This window comes from Saccharicrinis aurantiacus (genome assembly GCF_001660705.2).
Classification (GTDB): domain Bacteria; phylum Bacteroidota; class Bacteroidia; order Bacteroidales; family Marinilabiliaceae; genus Saccharicrinis; species Saccharicrinis aurantiacus.
Genome location: NZ_LYBV02000017.1, coordinates 101,371 through 117,908, shown reverse-complemented (window position 1 = coordinate 117,908; position 16,538 = coordinate 101,371). Strand labels below are relative to the sequence as shown.

The window sequence follows — 16,538 nt, the reverse complement described above, 5'->3', positions numbered from 1 at the left end:
AAGGATAACTATTTAGTTAATATTGTACATCAACTAAATGAAATTCCTTATCAACTACACATAATAGTCAACAAAGCCCAAAAGTAAATAATTTTAGGTAAAAATTAATCTCTATTATAATAATGATTCAAAAATAAAGGAGATTAAAGAATAACTTTTATTGGTAACATATTGATTATACTTAGGCTATGTGATCAAAAAAAATGTGTATAATGTTAGAATCTGCAAAATATTTACTAATTTTGCGCTCGATTTTAAGCAATATAATGTCTAACAACTAGTAATTAATTGAATTTCAAATGAGTGAATTAAATGAAAAAGTAGCTGGAACTTCAGATGCCAATTTTGATTGGGATTTATTCGAGCAAGGTGATGTTGTAGGATCTACTTCTGTATCAGAATTAGAGGAAATGTACGACAAAACACTTTCAACTATTTCTGAAAAAGAAGTAATCGAAGGTGAAGTTATCGCATTAACTAAAAGAGAAGTTGTAATTAATATTGGTTTCAAATCTGATGGTATCATTAGTAGAAACGAATTTCGTTATAACCCTGAATTAGCTATTGGCGATAAAGTTGAGGTTTACGTAGAGAGTCAAGAAGACAAAAAAGGTCAATTAGTTCTTTCTCATAAAAAAGCACGTGCTTTACGTTCTTGGGATAGAGTTAATGCTGCTTTAGAAAACGACGAAGTAATTAAAGGTTACATCAAATGTCGTACTAAAGGTGGTATGATTGTAGATGTATTCGGAATTGAGGCTTTCTTACCAGGATCACAAATTGATGTGAAGCCTATCCGTGACTATGATATGTACGTAGGTAAAACTATGGAATTCAAAGTGGTTAAAATTAACCCAGAATTCAAAAACGTTGTTGTATCTCATAAAGCTCTTATCGAGGCTGAACTTGAGCAACAGAAAAAAGATATTATCTCTAAATTAGAGAAAGGTCAAGTACTTGAAGGTACTGTTAAAAACATCACTTCTTATGGTGTATTTATCGACCTTGGTGGTGTTGACGGTCTTATCCATATTACAGATCTTTCATGGGGACGTGTTTCTCATCCAGAGGAGATTGTACAATTAGACCAAAAATTAAACGTTGTAATCTTAGACTTTGATGACGAGAAAAAACGTATCGCTTTAGGATTAAAACAATTAACTTCTCATCCTTGGGATGCTTTAGATTCAGAGCTTAAAGTTGGAGATAAAGTAAACGGTAAAGTTGTTGTTATGGCTGACTATGGTGCATTTGTTGAAATTGCTCCGGGTGTAGAAGGTCTTATCCACGTTTCAGAAATGTCATGGTCACAACACTTACGTTCAGCTCAAGATTTCTTAAAAGTAGGAGAAGCTGTTGAAGCAACTATCTTAACTTTAGATCGCGACGAGCGTAAAATGTCTCTTGGTATCAAACAATTAAAAACTGATCCATGGGAGAAAATTGAAGAGGTTTATGCTGTAAACTCTAAGCATAAAGCAAAAGTACGTAACTTCACAAACTTCGGAGTATTTGTTGAAATCGAAGAAGGTATTGATGGATTAATTCATATTTCTGACCTTTCTTGGACTAAGAAAATTAAGCATCCAGCAGAATTCACTTCTATAGGTGAAGAAGTTGAGGTTGTAGTATTAGAAATCGACAAAGAAAACAGAAGATTAAGCTTAGGACATAAGCAATTAGAAGAGAATCCTTGGGATGTATTCGAAACTTTATTTACAGTTGATTCTGTACACGAAGGAACAATTGTTGAGTTATTCGACAAAGGTGCTGTAATAGCTCTTCCTTATGGTGTTGAAGGTTTTGCAACTCCACGTCACTTAACTAAAGAGGATAATTCTAATGCGAAAGTTGATGAAAAATTAGATTTTAAAGTAATTGAGTTTAATAAAGCATCTAAGCGTATAATTCTTTCCCATTCAAGAACTTTCGAAGACGCTAAAAAAGCTGCTGATGATTCAGAAAGAGCAACTGAAGTAAAAACTACTAAAAAAGGTGTTAAGAAGTTGAAAGATAATTTAGAAAAGACTACTTTAGGCGATATTTCAAGCTTACAGGCTCTAAAAGATCAAATGGAGGCTGACGAGAAGAAATAATTTAACTTTTAGAATGTAGCACTTAAATAGATCTTTATATGGATTTTCAAATTGATAAATTAGATGGTTTTACGCAAATTCAGATGCAAAAGGAGAAGCTTGATACTCATGTTGCTCCCTCTTTAAAATCTGAACTAGTTTTATTGTCAGGTAATGGAGAAAAGAATATTGTTCTCGATTTATCTAAATCAAGTTATTGTGATTCATCAGGATTAAGTGCTATTCTAGTAGCTAATAGATTATGTAAAAATGCTGATGGAGTATTTGTTTTAACAGGATTACAACCAGCTGTGGAGCGATTAATTTCGGTTTCACAACTAGATTCGGTTTTAACAATTGCTCCTGATATCGAAAATGGAATAGAAATAATGCGTAAAGCTATTGACTAAATTTATTTATGTCGAAAACATTTTCTGTAACTATTTTAGGTAGCAATTCAGCATTACCAACATCAGAAAGATATCCAACCGCTCAAGTGCTCAATGCATCTGAGCGGTTTTTTTTGATAGATTGCGGTGAAGGTACACAAATGCAACTGCGCCGTAATAAGATTAATTTATCAAAGATTAATCAGATCTTTATTTCCCATTTACATGGAGATCATTGCTTTGGCTTAATTGGTTTAATATCAACATTAGGCTTGTTAGGAAGAACTAAAGATCTTCAGATATTCGCCCATGAAGATTTAGAGCGAATGATGACTCCTCAATTACATTACTTCTGTACAGATTTACCTTTTAAAGTTATTTTTAGCTCCATCAATACTAAAGAATCAGAGCTAATATATTCTGATAAAACTATTGAGGTTGAAACTATCCCTTTGAAACACAGAATACCAACTGTTGGTTTTATTTTCAGAGAAAAGCCCGCTGAACTTAAATTAAGGAAGGAATTTGTTTTTAAGCACGAACCTTCAATTAAGGAAATGGTCAGTATTAAAAGAGGGGCAGATTTTACTGCAAAATCAGGAGAACTTCTCTTAAATAATGATATTACATTGCCATCAATCAAGCCAAGGTCATATGCTTTTTGTACAGATACTCGTTATAAACCACAGATAACTGAGAAACTAAAGGAAGTCGATTTATTATATCATGAGTCAACATTCTTAAGTGATAAAGCACATCTGGCAAAAAAGACCTATCATTCTACAGCTGAGCAAGCTGCTAAAATTGCTGAAGAAGCAAATGTAAAACAATTAATAATTGGGCATTTTTCTTCTCGATATAAGAATCTTGTTCCATTTCTTAAGGAGGCTAAAGAAACCTTCTCCAATACTTATCTTGCCACGGAAGGTTCTGTGTTTTCAGTAAAATAATTAATTCTTACTAGTGCTGAAAACAATTCAGTAATAAGCCATCATATTTTCACTTAATTAATCTATCTTTGCGGCAATTTTATTAGTCAAATAATCATTAAGCCTCAGATTAATGCAGGAGAAAATTATTATTCTTGATTTTGGGTCACAGTATACCCAATTAATTGCCCGTAGGGTTAGAGAAATCAATGTTTATTGTGAGATACATCCTTATCACTCAATTCCAGAAATGGATGAGTCTGTTAAAGGAGTTATTCTTTCAGGCAGCCCTTACAGTGTAAGAGATGAAAAATCACCAAAGCCAAATTTAGATCAAATTAAAGGAAAAATGCCTCTTTTAGGTGTTTGTTTCGGAGCGCAATATTTGGCTCATAATTATGGTGGTGAAGTTAAAGCTTCAAATACACGTGAGTATGGTAGAGCAAACTTAGGGTTTATTGATAAAGACAATGAGTTAATGACAGGTGTGCCTGATGATTCGCAAGTTTGGATGTCTCATGGTGATACCATAGTTAATTTACCAGATAGCTATAAAATTATTGCAAGTACTGCCGATGTTAATGTAGCAGCCTACAAAATTGAAGGTGAAACTACCTATGCGATGCAATTTCATCCCGAGGTTTATCATTCTACAGATGGAGCTACAATTCTTCATAATTTTATTGTTTCAATATGTGGATGTTCTCAAGATTGGACACCGAGTTCATTTGTTGAATCTACAGTTGATAGCTTAAAAAAGAAGCTTGGTGACGATAAAGTCGTTTTAGGTTTATCAGGAGGTGTTGATTCAACAGTAGCAGGTGTTTTATTACATAAAGCTATTGGCGATAACTTAACATGTATCTTTGTTGATAATGGGTTATTGCGTAAAAATGAATACGATAATGTGTTGGACTCATATAAGCATATGGGTTTAAATGTTATTGGAGTTGATGCTAAAAAAGCGTTTTTAGACGAACTTGCCGGAGTTTCTGATCCAGAAACTAAACGTAAGATTATTGGACGAGTTTTTATTGAGACTTTCGATGCTGAGGCTAGTAAAATAAACGGTGTAAAATGGTTGGGTCAAGGTACTATATATCCTGATGTAATAGAATCGGTATCAGTAAATGGGCCATCTGCAACTATTAAATCTCATCATAATGTAGGCGGATTACCTGATGATATGGAATTAAAGGTAGTTGAACCTTTAAATCTTTTATTTAAAGATGAAGTACGTAGAGTAGGTAAGGCAATGGGTATTTCTCCATCGTTATTAGGGCGTCACCCATTTCCAGGTCCAGGTTTAGCCATTCGTATTTTAGGAGATATTACTCAAGAGAAAGTTGATATCCTTCAAGAAGTTGATCATATTTTTATTCAAGGATTAAAGGATAATGATTTATACGATGAAGTTTGGCAAGCGGGCGTAATGTTGTTACCAGTTAATTCTGTTGGTGTAATGGGAGATGAACGTACATATGAGAAAGTTGTGGCATTAAGAGCAGTTTCGTCAACAGATGGTATGACAGCTGATTGGGTACATTTGCCATATGAATTCCTTGCTAAAGTTTCTAATGATATTATTAATAAGGTTAAAGGTGTTAATAGAGTAGTTTATGATATTAGCTCTAAGCCGCCAGCAACTATTGAGTGGGAATAATATATACATAATATAAGTAAAGAGGCCGGAACTAATCCGGCCTTTTTTTGTTTATAATCCATATATAAAGCATATTTGTCTTAAATATTGGATAGTCAATCCTTCATATGAAATTATACAAACATCATGAATATTAAACTCAAACTTTTTGTTCTTTTATTAATTACGATATCGTTTAATCAGGTAAGTTTTTCTCAAACAAAAGAACTTCAAAAGGTTCAATTAGCTTACAAGCTAATTTCAACATTTTATGTCGATTCAGTAAACAACGACCAATTGGCTGAAGATGCCATTGTAGGTATGCTAAGTGAACTTGATCCTCATTCTGATTATTTATCGCAAGAGGAAGTTTCTAAATTAAATGAGCCACTGGACGGGAGCTTTGAGGGAATTGGTGTTCAATTCAATATTTTTAATGATACACTTATGGTAGTAGCTCCAATTTCAGGAGGACCATCTGAAAAGGTTGGAATTGTTGCTGGCGATAGAATTGTAAATATTGATGGAGACGATGTGGCTGGTATAGGCCTTAAAAATAGCGATGTCTTTAAGTATTTAAAAGGTAAAAAAGGAACTAAAGTTATTTTAAAAGTCAAGAGGCGAGGGGTGAAGGATTTAATTAGCTTTACTGTTGTTCGCGATAAAATTCCTATTCATAGTGTCGAAGCTTATTATATGGCTACTCCAACTATTGGATATGCAAAAATTAATCAGTTTTCAGCTACCACGCATTCCGAATTTTTAGCGGCTTTAAACGAGTTAAATTCGCAAGGTATGAAAAACCTTATTTTGGATTTAAGAGGAAATCCTGGTGGTTACTTAAGTGCAGCTATCGATGTATCTAATGAGTTTTTGGAATCTAAAAAGCTAATTGTTTATACTGAAGGACGAACAAGCCCAAAACAAGAAAGCTTCTCAAACTCTAAAGGAGAGTTTAAGAAAGGAAGAGTTGCTGTATTAATTGATGAAGGAAGTGCATCAGCAAGTGAAATTGTTTCAGGAGCTCTACAGGATTGGGACAGAGCAGTAATTATCGGCAGACGAAGTTTCGGAAAAGGATTAGTTCAAAGACCCTTAAACTTGCAAGACGGATCGATGATGAGATTAACTATTGCTAAATATTTTACGCCTTCGGGTCGTAGTATCCAAAAGCCATATACAAAAGGAAACAAAAAAGATTATTCATTAGAAGTTTATGAACGACTTGAGCATGGTGAGGGGTATGAAGAAGATAGTATCAAGTTAAACAAATCTGAAGAATACTTTACCAATAATAAGCGTTTGGTATATGGTGGAGGTGGAATTATGCCCGATATTTTTGTAGCTATGGATACATCAGGATTTTCAAGTTATTACAGAGATATTATAGCATTTGGTGTATTAAATCGTTTTATTATAGATTACATTGATAATCATAGAGTAGACTTAGAAAAAGAATACAGTACTTTTACTGATTTTAATGATAGATTCAAAGTAGAGCAATCTTTAATGGATGCTTTAATAAAGGAAGCATCAGATGCAGAAATTAAGTTTGATGAAAAAGGATTGAAAAAATCTGAAAGTTTAATGAAAATGCAGATAAAAGCCTTAATTGCACGAAATCTTTGGGATACCCCACAATATTTTGAAGTGGTTAATCCTTCAATAGAGGCCTATACTAAAGCTATTGAGCTACTAAATAACCCTAAAGAGTACAATAAGCTACTTAACTAAATGGGAGTAAAGATTGTAATTACAGGACCAGAATCTGTTGGAAAAACAACACTAACAAAAGAGTTGTCTAAAATATATGACGGTATATGTATTGAGGAATATGCAAGGTTTTATGTAGAGAATCTTGGAAGACCCTATAAATACGAAGATGTTGAATATATTGCTAATCATCAAATAGATTCCTATGATAACCATCTTAATGAGAATCGTATTCTTTTTTTTGATACATTTCTTGAAATAACAAAAGTTTGGTTTGAGGAGGTTTATAATAAAATACCTTCATGGTTTAACATAGAGTATGAAAGTAGACCCGTTGATTTATATCTTTTATGTAAACCCGACATTGACTGGAAAAAGGATAATGTTAGAGAGAATGGACATAAAAGAGAGTACTTGTTTGATGAATATCAATCAATCCTAGATTCTTTAGGATTGCGATATGAGATTATAAGTGGCTCAGGTAAACAACGAATAAAGAATGCAATTGCAAAAATTGAGAATATTAATATAAGACCTATAGTAAAATGACCGCATTTAGATACCCCACAATTTTACAAAAAACAATAAAGGAATTAACATCAGAAGAATCTTACCGCGAGGTATGCCATACGCATTACTATGAGCACCCTATGCCGTCAAGTGATAAATTAGCTGAGGCTGTTAATCTATTTAGAGAAATTATATTTCCAGGATATTTTGGAGATTCGCCAGTTCGTAGTGAGAGTATAAATTATTATGTTGGAGTAAATACCGAAAGGTTATTTGAGGTATTGAATACTCAAATTTTAGCAGGCTTATGCTTTGCATGTGATGCCAACGATGAAGAAGCTTTAATTAATAACAAGAAAAATGCATATGATTTAGCAGTTAAATTTATTGCTCAACTTCCTGAAATTAGAAGATTATTAATTACTGATGTTGATGTGGCGTTTGTTGGTGATCCTGCAGCTAAAAGCAAGGGAGAAGTTATTTTTTGTTATCCAGCAATAAGAGCAATATCAAATTATAGAATGGCGCATGCTTTATTGTCGATTGGTGTACCTATAATTCCTCGAATTATTTCTGAAATGGCACACTCAGAAACAGGAATTGATATCCATCCGCAAGCCCAAATAGATGAATCCTTTACTATTGATCATGGAACAGGCGTTGTGATAGGAGCTACTTCTATTATAGGTAAAAATGTGAAGCTTTTCCAAGGAGTTACATTAGGTGCAAAAAGCTTTCCACTTGATGATGATGGAAATCCAATTAAAGGAATTGCAAGGCATCCTATTGTTGAAGATAACGTGGTTATTTATGCACAAGCAACTATTTTGGGCAGAATCACAATTGGAAAAGGTTCTGTTGTGGGCGGTAATGTATGGGTGACTAATACTATTAAACCCGATTCTAAGATTGTACAGTTTAAACCACGTGATCTTGTATATTCAGAAGGAGGAGGTATATAACTTATATAATTAGAAAATGTAAAGATATTTTGTTAAAGATGTTATATATTTGTCAATAATCCTATTTACTAATATGAACTTTGATATAGCGGAATGGTATAAAGATAAATTAGATGGTGATGTGATTTTAAACTTTAACGGTTCTATCACCCCTGATATTATTACAGATGTTTTAGATACAATTGAGAAGAGCTTAAATCTTAAAAATGAAAAGAATAGAGTTCGTAAAAAGGTTTACAATGTATTCGTAGAATGTCTTCAAAATTTATTTCACCATGTAGATAAAGCTCCAGCAGAATTAGATTTTAAACAGAAAGATAATTTTGGTATTATTATTTTGAGTCAAGATGGACCTTATTATAGAATATCAACAGGAAATTTTGTTAATAAAAATAAGATAACAGTCATTAAAGACCGAATAGATCAGGTTAATTCACTAACTGAAGCTGAAATAAAAATGCTTTATATAGATATTCTTAGTAATGGAGAGTTTTCAGATAAAGGAGGTGGAGGTTTGGGAATGCTCGACATAGTTAGAAAAACAGGAAATAAATTAGATTATTATTTTTACAAGTACAATAACAAAAATATATTTTTTTCACTTGATGTTTACATTAGCTAAACACCATTGATTATAAACCAATATGGAAGCAATTAAAAGAGAAGGAACACCCAAAACACCGTATGTAAGGTTTGATGGAGAAAATGGAGTAATAGAAATAAAAGGACGTTCAATACCCGAAAATTCAATTGAGTTTTATAAGCCGCTAATTGATTGGTTGGAGAATCTTGCATCAACAGAAGTAAGTGAAATTGCAGTTAATGTTCAATTAGAATACTTTAATACTTCTTCATCTAAATGTTTACTTGATATATTCAAAAAATTAGAATTAATACATAAAAAGAACTCTTCTATTGAAGTAAATTGGTTCTACGAAGAAGATGACGAAGATATGTTTGAGGCTGGTGAAGATTATCAGTCGATCATTGGTTTACCATTTAAAATGATTGAAATTGAAGAGTAGTTTGTCTGTTTATTAATTAAAGCACAAATCCTTAAATAGTAGAATATTTAAGGATTTGTGCTTTATTAAGGAAGCTTATTCTTTGCAGCAGATTTCTCTGCTTTTTTAGCTCCAATTGGTATGCTGCAATACAGATAAATAGACGAATTATAAGTACCTGATGTGATGTTCTGAGCATCAATATCAACAAAGCCTCGATAGTATTTAATTCCACATTGCATACTTTTATTTTCTTTACTCAGCTTTGAACCTATGCCAACTAAATATCCCGCATCTAACTTTTTAACTTGATGTTTTGCATCAAGTTCGTAAGTTAATTTACCTCCTTCTGGAGGTTTATATTTATAGGTGTCAGTTGCACCATGCATAAGACCTAATTGTACTCCAGCCTCAACATTAAAAAGTGTCAAAAAACGATACTTTACAGTAAAAGGTACATAGAAGTAACTAATCTCTTTTCTATATTTAGTTCCTTCTAATATTGCACTGATCTCCTCGTTTTCAATGTAGTTATAAGGAACCTCGTCTGCACCTACACTTGATTTAACCTGAACTCCAGTATGTAAAATCCAATTGGGATTTCTTTGCTTAAAATCAAAATAAAAACCTAAAAATAGATCACTAGCATAACTTCCAGATTCAATTCCATGTAGTGTTGAATAGTTGAATCCTCCATCTATACCGAATTCAATCTTATCACTATTCAATTTATCTCCGAGTAAAAGAGATATTAATACTTGCGAATTGGCATTAATGGAAATAAGTATAAAAAGAAAGAAAGAGAATAGGTGCTTTTCCATAATGTTTATTTTACATGTTTAATATAAGCATATTATTAGAATTTAAATAGGGAGTTATAAGTCTTTATAGTGAGGGATTGAGAATAACTCTTAAATAATTGAAAATCATCAAACTTATTGGGAAGCATCTAAGAGTTGATGCTGAACATTCTTATTAAAACTATGTTTCAAACTAGAAGCGTACCAACTAAATTATATAATCGTTCATATGAAGGAATTCAGCATATTTCTGATAGTTTTTTGCTATTCACTAATTAGCGCAAGTGCTCAAAGTTTAGAAATTGATAAAATGTTAGGAGCTGAGAGCGCCAAATCTGTTGAAGCTGAAATGGGCATCTATAATGATGATGAGCTTACAGAATATATCGCATCTATCGGACAGCGTTTAGTTTCTCACCTTGATAAATCTTTGTTCGAGTATAAATTTTATGTAGTCGATGATCCTATTCCAAATGCTTTTGCAACACCCGGTGGGTATGTTTACGTTACCAGAGGTATTTTATCAATAATTGTAAATGAAGATGAGTTAGCCTGTGTAATGGCCCATGAAATTATACATGCTCAAAACAGGCATTCGGTAAAGCAAATGGGTAATAGTATTTTGCCAAAATTACTAGAATTGCCAGGGAGGATTGTGGGCCAGGTAATTAACGAAGATATAGGCCGAATATTAACTGCACCAATTGCAACAAGTAATAGTCTTCTGCTGGCTTCGTATAGTCGATCTCATGAAAAGGAAGCTGATGAAGAAGGTGTTACACTTGCTTCCAAAGCAGGGTATGATCCAGATGCAATGAAATCCATTTTACTGAGACTTTCAAAATCGATGGAAATATTAACCAGTCAGAAAGAAACAAAAGGTTATTTTAATGATCATCCGTATACTCCTGATAGATTAGAAAGCATAACCAAAACTTCAGTAAAGTTAGATTGGGAAACAAAAGATAAAGTTTCAAGTAACTTCCCTCAGCCATTGAATTCTTTATTGTTTGGTGTAAACCCAGAGAAAGGTCTTTTTGAGGGTAACACATTCATTCATCCTACAATGAACTTTTCTTTTCAGTTTCCAGATGATTGGCATACAGAAAATAAGCCTACCTCAGTAAATGGGATGAATAAGGACCAAAGTGCTGCATTGTTCTTAGGTTTAGATGATGCATCTAAATCGCCCCAAGCTCTTGCCGAAGAATTTATTGCTGGTATTGAGAAAGAACATGGGGTTAAACCAATTTTTTCAGACCATTCTAAAATAAATAATTACGATGGCTATTTAGTTTCTTATCTCGATAAATCAGACAAAAAACAAATGTATATCCATACGCTTTGGCTAAAGATGGATGGTAAAATATTCAAAGTTATTGGTATTGGTCCTAAATCAGCCAAAGATGAACTTAAGCGTTCTGTTCTAAGTTTTCATCCGCTTACCGAAAAAGAAAAAAGTACAATAAAGAAACAGCTAATACGTGTAGTTGAAAGTAAAGCTGATGAAAAATTTGATCAAATTTGTAAACGTTATAATTGTGTAATTTCAAGTGAACTTACCGCATTTATAAATGGTATGAATCCAACAAGTAAGCTAAAAGAAGGTACTCTTGTTAAACTTATTGTTGAAGAAAGTTATTTCAATTAAATCAATCATCTAAAATCCTAATACCATCTATTATGACGGCAATAAAAACTTCTATTGAAAGTAAAGATCGCTTAAAAGAAATAATTTCAATATTAGTTAAATACGGCATTGCCGATTGGCTCAGTCAGAGCAAATCAGAATGGATAAAGAAGCTAGTAAATTCGGATAAACACAAATACTCACAAGACTTATCTACAGAAGAACGTATCCGATTGGCCTTTCTCGAATTAGGTACAACATTTATAAAGCTAGGGCAGATTTTAAGTACACGTGCAGATTTAGTCGGTGAGCCCATAGCTAATGAACTTGCTAAACTCCAGTCTTCGACCCCGGCTGATAATATTGAACAAGTAAGTAAACGTATTAAGGATGAATTCGGAATTAATTCAGTTGATGAGCTATTTGACGACTTTAGCGCCGAAGCCATAGCATCTGCTTCTATTGCTCAGGTGCATACGGCAAAGTTAAAAACAGGGGAGAGTGTAGTAGTTAAAGTCATGCATGATGATATTGAAAGAACGATTATTGCTGATTTAGACATAATGACAACGCTTGCTTCACTAGCACAAAAGCATGGAGGACCACTTAAAGCCTTTCAGCCAGCGGCATTTATCCGACAGTTTAAGCAGAGTATGCTCGATGAGTTGGATTTTAATAAAGAATTAAAAAATATAATTCGCTTCACAGATAATTTTGAAGAAGATGACAGAGTAGTTTTTCCTAAGGCTTTTACACAATGCTCCGGTAAAACAGTGTTAACCATGTCTTTTTTGGATGGCGTGCCATTGCCTGAGGTTGCTGAGTTGGAATGGACACCTGAAGAAAAAACAGATTTTACAGAAGAGAGTGCTGATGTTTTTATGGAAATGATGTTCAGAGATCGTTTCTATCATGCCGACCCGCATCCCGGAAATTTATTTGTTCGCGAAGATGGCTCTCTTGGTATTATTGACTGTGGTATGGTTGCCAAAGTGGATGCTAAAACAAACGATATTCTTGAAGAATTAATTATTGGTGTTGCGCAAAAGGATACCGAACATATTAGGAATACCATATTGGATATGTGTTCTATTCCTAAAGACATTGACTATGATGAGTTAAGTAGTCAAATTGAAGAATTTATCAATAAATACATCGATCTCCCTTTAAATGAATTTGATATGAGTGCCTCAATTGAAGAGTGCACCTCAATTATTCATCAGTACCATTTGATACTTCCAGCTAGTATGTCGAATCTCCTTAGGGTGGTGATGCTACTCGAAGGCTCTTCGAGATTATTAAATCCTGATTTTAACATCGTAGTTTTATTTAAAAACTACCATTATAAGATAATAAAACGTAGATATGCTCCTCAAGCTTTGCTAAAAAGAGCTATGAAGAATATAAACCACTGGGAGCGAATAGTTGATTTGGTTCCAAAGGCATTGGAGAAATTCTTTAGAAAAGCAGGAAGTGACAATTTTGAGGTAAATCTTGAACACAGAAATCTAGAGGAATCTGTAAATCGGATTGTTCTTGGATTGCTATCAGCTTCATTATTTCTTGGTTCATCGTTGCTTTGGGCTTTAAAAGTTCCACCTATAGTAAATGGTTATTCTTTACCCGGAATTGCAGGTATTATATCAGCTATTTATCTTGGTGTTTCTTTAATTAAAAGTATTAAACGATCGAATAAGTAGGCTCTTATCAAATAGAAAAACATAATGTAGTTTCAGTTTTCAAAATGAGTTGATATTCTTAAAATAGCTTAGTATGTATGTTGTTTGGCAGTTGATCATCATAAACTTTAATAGTAAGCATACTTACATAGAAGGATCCATATGCTCGGGAAAACATCATAATAGGAAAGAAAATGTGGGTAAGCTCACACATTTTGCCAATACCATTAAGTCTTATTTTAAAACGCCTTATTCAAAGCAGAATATTAACATCAACCTGAATAATCAAAATTATTATACCCAAACAGATGAGAACGGTGGGTTTAGTATTTCAGTTAACCAAGATTGCGATCGTAGTTCTAAAATTACAATTTCTGGTAATAATCAAATGTTGGATATAGTACAGTCTTATCCATTCTTTTTTAAGATATCCGAAAGTAATTTTGATGTAATTTCAGATATAGATGATACTATTTTAGTTTCGCATACTTTAAACCATTTTAAGCGGATAGTTACTACCTTACTTCAAACAACTCAAAAACGAAAAACGGTACCTTATACTGAAAGTTTGCTTGAGTATACACAGCAGTATAAACCAAATTATTTTTATGTATCAAGAAGTGAGCGTAATTTGTTTAACCTATTGTGCGATACCATATCTTATCATAACTTGCCAAAGGGTGCATTATTTTTAACCCCTCTATTAAAATGGAACCAATTACTCAAGCCTAATAAATCAAAGAGTCATAAATTCCATATAATTAGCCGATTAATTGAACAGTCAGGAAACAAGTCATATGTTTTAATTGGGGATGATACCCAGCATGATATGCAAGTGTACCTCGAAGTAATTAAAAAATATAGGAGCAGAATTAAGCTAGTTTTTATTCGCCAGGTAGGGCCAATTCGGACGGAGTTTCAGCAAAAGAGCTGTGACGCTTTGATAGCTGAAGGTGTACCTATTAACTATTTTAATCCATTTGATAAATTTAATCCCGATCTTTTAAAAAACGTAATATGAAACGAGCATGTAAATTTAATTATCCGAATATACATACTGGCGGATGATAAAATTTATTTGTGAGTTCCATGTGACCATTGATAAATAAAATTATGCACATGAAACTATTATTTGTAGTAAATCCTATCTCCGGAGGAGTTGATAAAGAGCCGTTTTTAATAGAAGCCAGAGCTCTATGTATCAACTACGGAGTTAAGTATGAGATTTTTAAAACAACAGGTACTAACGATGAAGCTGAGGTGCAAAAAGCAATTGATGCATTTAAGCCTACGCGGGTAGTTTCAATTGGTGGAGATGGAACCACACTTTTTACTGCTATTGCCTTGCTGAATTTGAATATTCCCATGGGTATTATTCCCTTAGGATCGGCCAACGGAATGGCCGTTGAATTATCTGTTAACCTGAATCCTTTGGAAGCCTTAAAAGACATTCTTATGTCGAATGTGATTGAAGGCTTAGATATGCTTCTCATTAACGATAAGCACTATACCATGCACATTGGCGATGTTGGTTTAAATGCAAGTATTGTTGAAGCCTATGAGAAAGATGAAAACAGAGGCATGGCCACCTATGCCAAATATTTTATTGAGGCGCTTAAAACATTATCTCCATTTAAAGTTACGGTTAACGCAAATGGCAAAACGGTATCGAGTCATGTTTTAATGACAGCAATATGTAATGCCAGGAAATACGGTACAGGGGTTCCTTTAAATAAGCTAAGCAACCCAATGGATGGTCAGTTTGAGATTGTTTTAATAGAAGAAGTCAATTTTACATCCCTTATAAAGGCTGGTCTTTCAAAGTTTGATGAACAATTTATGGATGATCAAAGTGGTCAGGTTATCGCTACCGAAAGCGCCGAAATAATTTTTGATAAGCCTCGTTTATTACAACTCGATGGAGAGGTTATTGATTTTTACAAAGAGATAAAAATTGAAATGCTAAAAGGAGCAGTTCAGCTTATTAGTACAAAAAGCAATACTTACATATCAGCTAAATAAAATAATATGAGCAATTTGCATATTGTTGAAGCTGGATATGTTTTACCAATTATCGACAAGTTAAGAAACGAAGGTGTAAACATTGATTCCTACCTCAAGGTAAGCGATTTAAATAGGTATAGTTTTAATTTAAACAGTTATATCCCTGTGGAATTAATGTACCTGTTATTAGAAGAGATACAAAAAAAACAAGATATACACTTTCTAGATTTTTTTAAGGATTCAGTTAGTGTTAAAGACTTGTCAGATAATGTACAGCATATTATTCGCACCCCCGATTTATTGCAAATTACACAAACTGCTTGTAAGTATAATCATCTCATTATGAGTAATGAGTTAATGACCTTGAATGTTGATGGCACTAAAGCTTCTTTAATGCTAAAAGTAGATGATCGTCCTTCCTTAGGTCGTGAATTATCCATCAAACTATCCATGTTATACACTTTAGATGGAATTCAAATTGCGACAGGCAATAATTGGGAACCATTAGAAATACACTTTCAATTTAAAGAGCCCCAAAAAGAAGATTCGTTTATCGATTTTGGTAAAAACATTAACATTAAGTATAATATGCCTTGTTCGGGTTTTATATTTAAAACCGTAGACCTAACCAAGTACAAGGTGAATAAAATAATAGAGCAAGAATTAGTTCTATTTGATTCTGATTTATCGAGCAGGGTAGAGTTATTATTAGACTCTATAGAACCGAATAAGTTACCTAACCTTTCCTATTTTTCCGATGTTATGAATATGTCATCGCGGAGTTTAATTAGAAAACTACAAGCAGAAGGAACTGAATTCTCATCGATCCTTGAGAACTGGCGCTTCAAAAAAGCCATCAGATCTATAAAAGATGAATCTATCTCCATTAATGAATTAGCCGCCACTTTAGGATATGCAAACCACTCTAATTTCATAAGGGCATTTAATCGTTGGACCGGAGTATCACCAATGAAATATCGAGAACTCTAATCTCAATCTAAGTTTTTTTATACCTGTGTTATAAAGTGAAATATGTTTTGTCACCAAATGACACATGGGGCCTTATGGTAACATATATAGGGTTTTACGATCAAATTTAGGATTCAAATAAGTGGGTTCATAAATCCTCATAAACAATAATTTATGTTATGCCTTAAAATATTGTGGTGTTTATCCTGCTATGCAATAACTGCATGTTAAA

15 protein-coding genes are annotated in these 16,538 nt (G+C 33.2%); 14 read left to right on the top strand and 1 reads right to left on the bottom strand.

Features of this window, described 5'->3' with window-relative positions:
- Nucleotides 1-299: 299 nt before the first annotated feature.
- From rpsA to A8B35_RS06295, 9 genes are all read left to right on the top strand, one after another.
- On the top strand, nucleotides 300-2,096 hold the full coding sequence (rpsA, locus tag A8B35_RS06335; protein WP_075602501.1) for a 30S ribosomal protein S1: 1,797 nt from the start codon (nucleotides 300-302) through the stop codon (nucleotides 2,094-2,096).
- A gap of 38 nt (nucleotides 2,097-2,134) precedes the next feature.
- Complete coding sequence (locus A8B35_RS06330; protein ID WP_075602500.1) at nucleotides 2,135-2,485, top strand: STAS domain-containing protein; 351 nt, start codon at nucleotides 2,135-2,137, stop codon at nucleotides 2,483-2,485.
- Nucleotides 2,486-2,493: 8 nt separating this feature from the next.
- The gene (locus A8B35_RS06325) at nucleotides 2,494-3,414 is read left to right on the top strand and encodes a ribonuclease Z (protein WP_075602499.1); all 921 of its coding nucleotides are present in this window, start codon (nucleotides 2,494-2,496) and stop codon (nucleotides 3,412-3,414) included.
- Nucleotides 3,415-3,526: 112 nt separating this feature from the next.
- Nucleotides 3,527-5,056, top strand: a complete 1,530-nt coding sequence (gene guaA, locus A8B35_RS06320) for a glutamine-hydrolyzing GMP synthase (protein WP_075602498.1) — start codon at nucleotides 3,527-3,529, stop codon at nucleotides 5,054-5,056.
- Between the two features lie 126 nt (nucleotides 5,057-5,182).
- Entirely contained in the window at nucleotides 5,183-6,769 is a 1,587-nt protein-coding gene (locus A8B35_RS06315) for a S41 family peptidase (RefSeq protein WP_075602497.1), read from the top strand.
- Complete coding sequence (locus tag A8B35_RS06310) at nucleotides 6,770-7,297, top strand: AAA family ATPase (RefSeq protein WP_075602496.1); 528 nt, start codon at nucleotides 6,770-6,772, stop codon at nucleotides 7,295-7,297.
- On the top strand, nucleotides 7,294-8,220 hold the full coding sequence (locus A8B35_RS06305) for a serine O-acetyltransferase (RefSeq protein WP_075602495.1): 927 nt from the start codon (nucleotides 7,294-7,296) through the stop codon (nucleotides 8,218-8,220). The genes A8B35_RS06310 and A8B35_RS06305 overlap by 4 nt, the downstream gene beginning before the upstream one ends.
- 73 nt (nucleotides 8,221-8,293) lie before the next feature.
- Nucleotides 8,294-8,842 carry a SiaB family protein kinase gene (locus tag A8B35_RS06300; protein ID WP_075602494.1) on the top strand — a complete coding sequence of 183 codons (549 nt, stop codon included), beginning with the start codon at nucleotides 8,294-8,296 and terminating at the stop codon, nucleotides 8,840-8,842.
- 22 nt (nucleotides 8,843-8,864) lie between these two features.
- Complete coding sequence (locus A8B35_RS06295) at nucleotides 8,865-9,245, top strand: DUF1987 domain-containing protein (RefSeq protein WP_075602493.1); 381 nt, start codon at nucleotides 8,865-8,867, stop codon at nucleotides 9,243-9,245.
- 65 nt (nucleotides 9,246-9,310) lie between these two features.
- Here A8B35_RS06295 and A8B35_RS06290 read toward each other — a convergent pair whose 3' ends face one another.
- Nucleotides 9,311-10,045 (bottom strand): outer membrane beta-barrel protein, encoded by a 735-nt coding sequence (locus A8B35_RS06290; protein WP_075602492.1) that lies wholly within the window; start codon nucleotides 10,043-10,045, stop codon nucleotides 9,311-9,313.
- Nucleotides 10,046-10,253: 208 nt separating this feature from the next.
- Here A8B35_RS06290 and A8B35_RS06285 point away from each other — a divergent pair, with 208 nt between their 5' ends.
- From A8B35_RS06285 to A8B35_RS06265, 5 genes are all read left to right on the top strand, one after another.
- Complete coding sequence (locus tag A8B35_RS06285) at nucleotides 10,254-11,675, top strand: M48 family metallopeptidase (protein WP_075602491.1); 1,422 nt, start codon at nucleotides 10,254-10,256, stop codon at nucleotides 11,673-11,675.
- Nucleotides 11,676-11,707: 32 nt separating this feature from the next.
- Nucleotides 11,708-13,354 (top strand): ABC1 kinase family protein, encoded by a 1,647-nt coding sequence (locus A8B35_RS06280; RefSeq protein ID WP_075602490.1) that lies wholly within the window; start codon nucleotides 11,708-11,710, stop codon nucleotides 13,352-13,354.
- Between the two features lie 73 nt (nucleotides 13,355-13,427).
- Nucleotides 13,428-14,354: a phosphatase domain-containing protein gene (locus A8B35_RS06275; protein WP_075602489.1), complete on the top strand. Its 927-nt coding sequence runs from the start codon at nucleotides 13,428-13,430 to the stop codon at nucleotides 14,352-14,354.
- A gap of 98 nt (nucleotides 14,355-14,452) precedes the next feature.
- The gene (locus tag A8B35_RS06270; protein ID WP_075602488.1) at nucleotides 14,453-15,355 is read left to right on the top strand and encodes a diacylglycerol/lipid kinase family protein; all 903 of its coding nucleotides are present in this window, start codon (nucleotides 14,453-14,455) and stop codon (nucleotides 15,353-15,355) included.
- Nucleotides 15,356-15,361: 6 nt separating this feature from the next.
- Nucleotides 15,362-16,327, top strand: coding sequence for an AraC family transcriptional regulator (locus tag A8B35_RS06265; RefSeq protein ID WP_075602487.1), 966 nt, complete (start codon nucleotides 15,362-15,364; stop codon nucleotides 16,325-16,327).
- Nucleotides 16,328-16,538: the final 211 nt, after the last annotated feature.

What these genes read in the sequence shown, in the direction of transcription:
- A8B35_RS06275 (WP_075602489.1), top strand. Translation starts at nt 13,428, where the DNA reads ATGTATGTTGTTTGGCAGTTGATCATCATAAACTTTAATAGTAAGCAT.
- A8B35_RS06325 (WP_075602499.1), top strand. Translation starts at nt 2,494, where the DNA reads ATGTCGAAAACATTTTCTGTAACTATTTTAGGTAGCAATTCAGCATTA.
- A8B35_RS06280 (WP_075602490.1), top strand. Translation starts at nt 11,708, where the DNA reads ATGACGGCAATAAAAACTTCTATTGAAAGTAAAGATCGCTTAAAAGAA.
- A8B35_RS06285 (WP_075602491.1), top strand. Translation starts at nt 10,254, where the DNA reads ATGAAGGAATTCAGCATATTTCTGATAGTTTTTTGCTATTCACTAATT.
- A8B35_RS06315 (WP_075602497.1), top strand. Translation starts at nt 5,183, where the DNA reads ATGAATATTAAACTCAAACTTTTTGTTCTTTTATTAATTACGATATCG.
- guaA (WP_075602498.1), top strand. Translation starts at nt 3,527, where the DNA reads ATGCAGGAGAAAATTATTATTCTTGATTTTGGGTCACAGTATACCCAA.
- A8B35_RS06295 (WP_075602493.1), top strand. Translation starts at nt 8,865, where the DNA reads ATGGAAGCAATTAAAAGAGAAGGAACACCCAAAACACCGTATGTAAGG.
- A8B35_RS06330 (WP_075602500.1), top strand. Translation starts at nt 2,135, where the DNA reads ATGGATTTTCAAATTGATAAATTAGATGGTTTTACGCAAATTCAGATG.
- rpsA (WP_075602501.1), top strand. Translation starts at nt 300, where the DNA reads ATGAGTGAATTAAATGAAAAAGTAGCTGGAACTTCAGATGCCAATTTT.
- A8B35_RS06300 (WP_075602494.1), top strand. Translation starts at nt 8,294, where the DNA reads ATGAACTTTGATATAGCGGAATGGTATAAAGATAAATTAGATGGTGAT.
- A8B35_RS06290 (WP_075602492.1), bottom strand. Translation starts at nt 10,045, where the DNA reads ATGGAAAAGCACCTATTCTCTTTCTTTCTTTTTATACTTATTTCCATT.
- A8B35_RS06305 (WP_075602495.1), top strand. Translation starts at nt 7,294, where the DNA reads ATGACCGCATTTAGATACCCCACAATTTTACAAAAAACAATAAAGGAA.
- A8B35_RS06310 (WP_075602496.1), top strand. Translation starts at nt 6,770, where the DNA reads ATGGGAGTAAAGATTGTAATTACAGGACCAGAATCTGTTGGAAAAACA.
- A8B35_RS06270 (WP_075602488.1), top strand. Translation starts at nt 14,453, where the DNA reads ATGAAACTATTATTTGTAGTAAATCCTATCTCCGGAGGAGTTGATAAA.
- A8B35_RS06265 (WP_075602487.1), top strand. Translation starts at nt 15,362, where the DNA reads ATGAGCAATTTGCATATTGTTGAAGCTGGATATGTTTTACCAATTATC.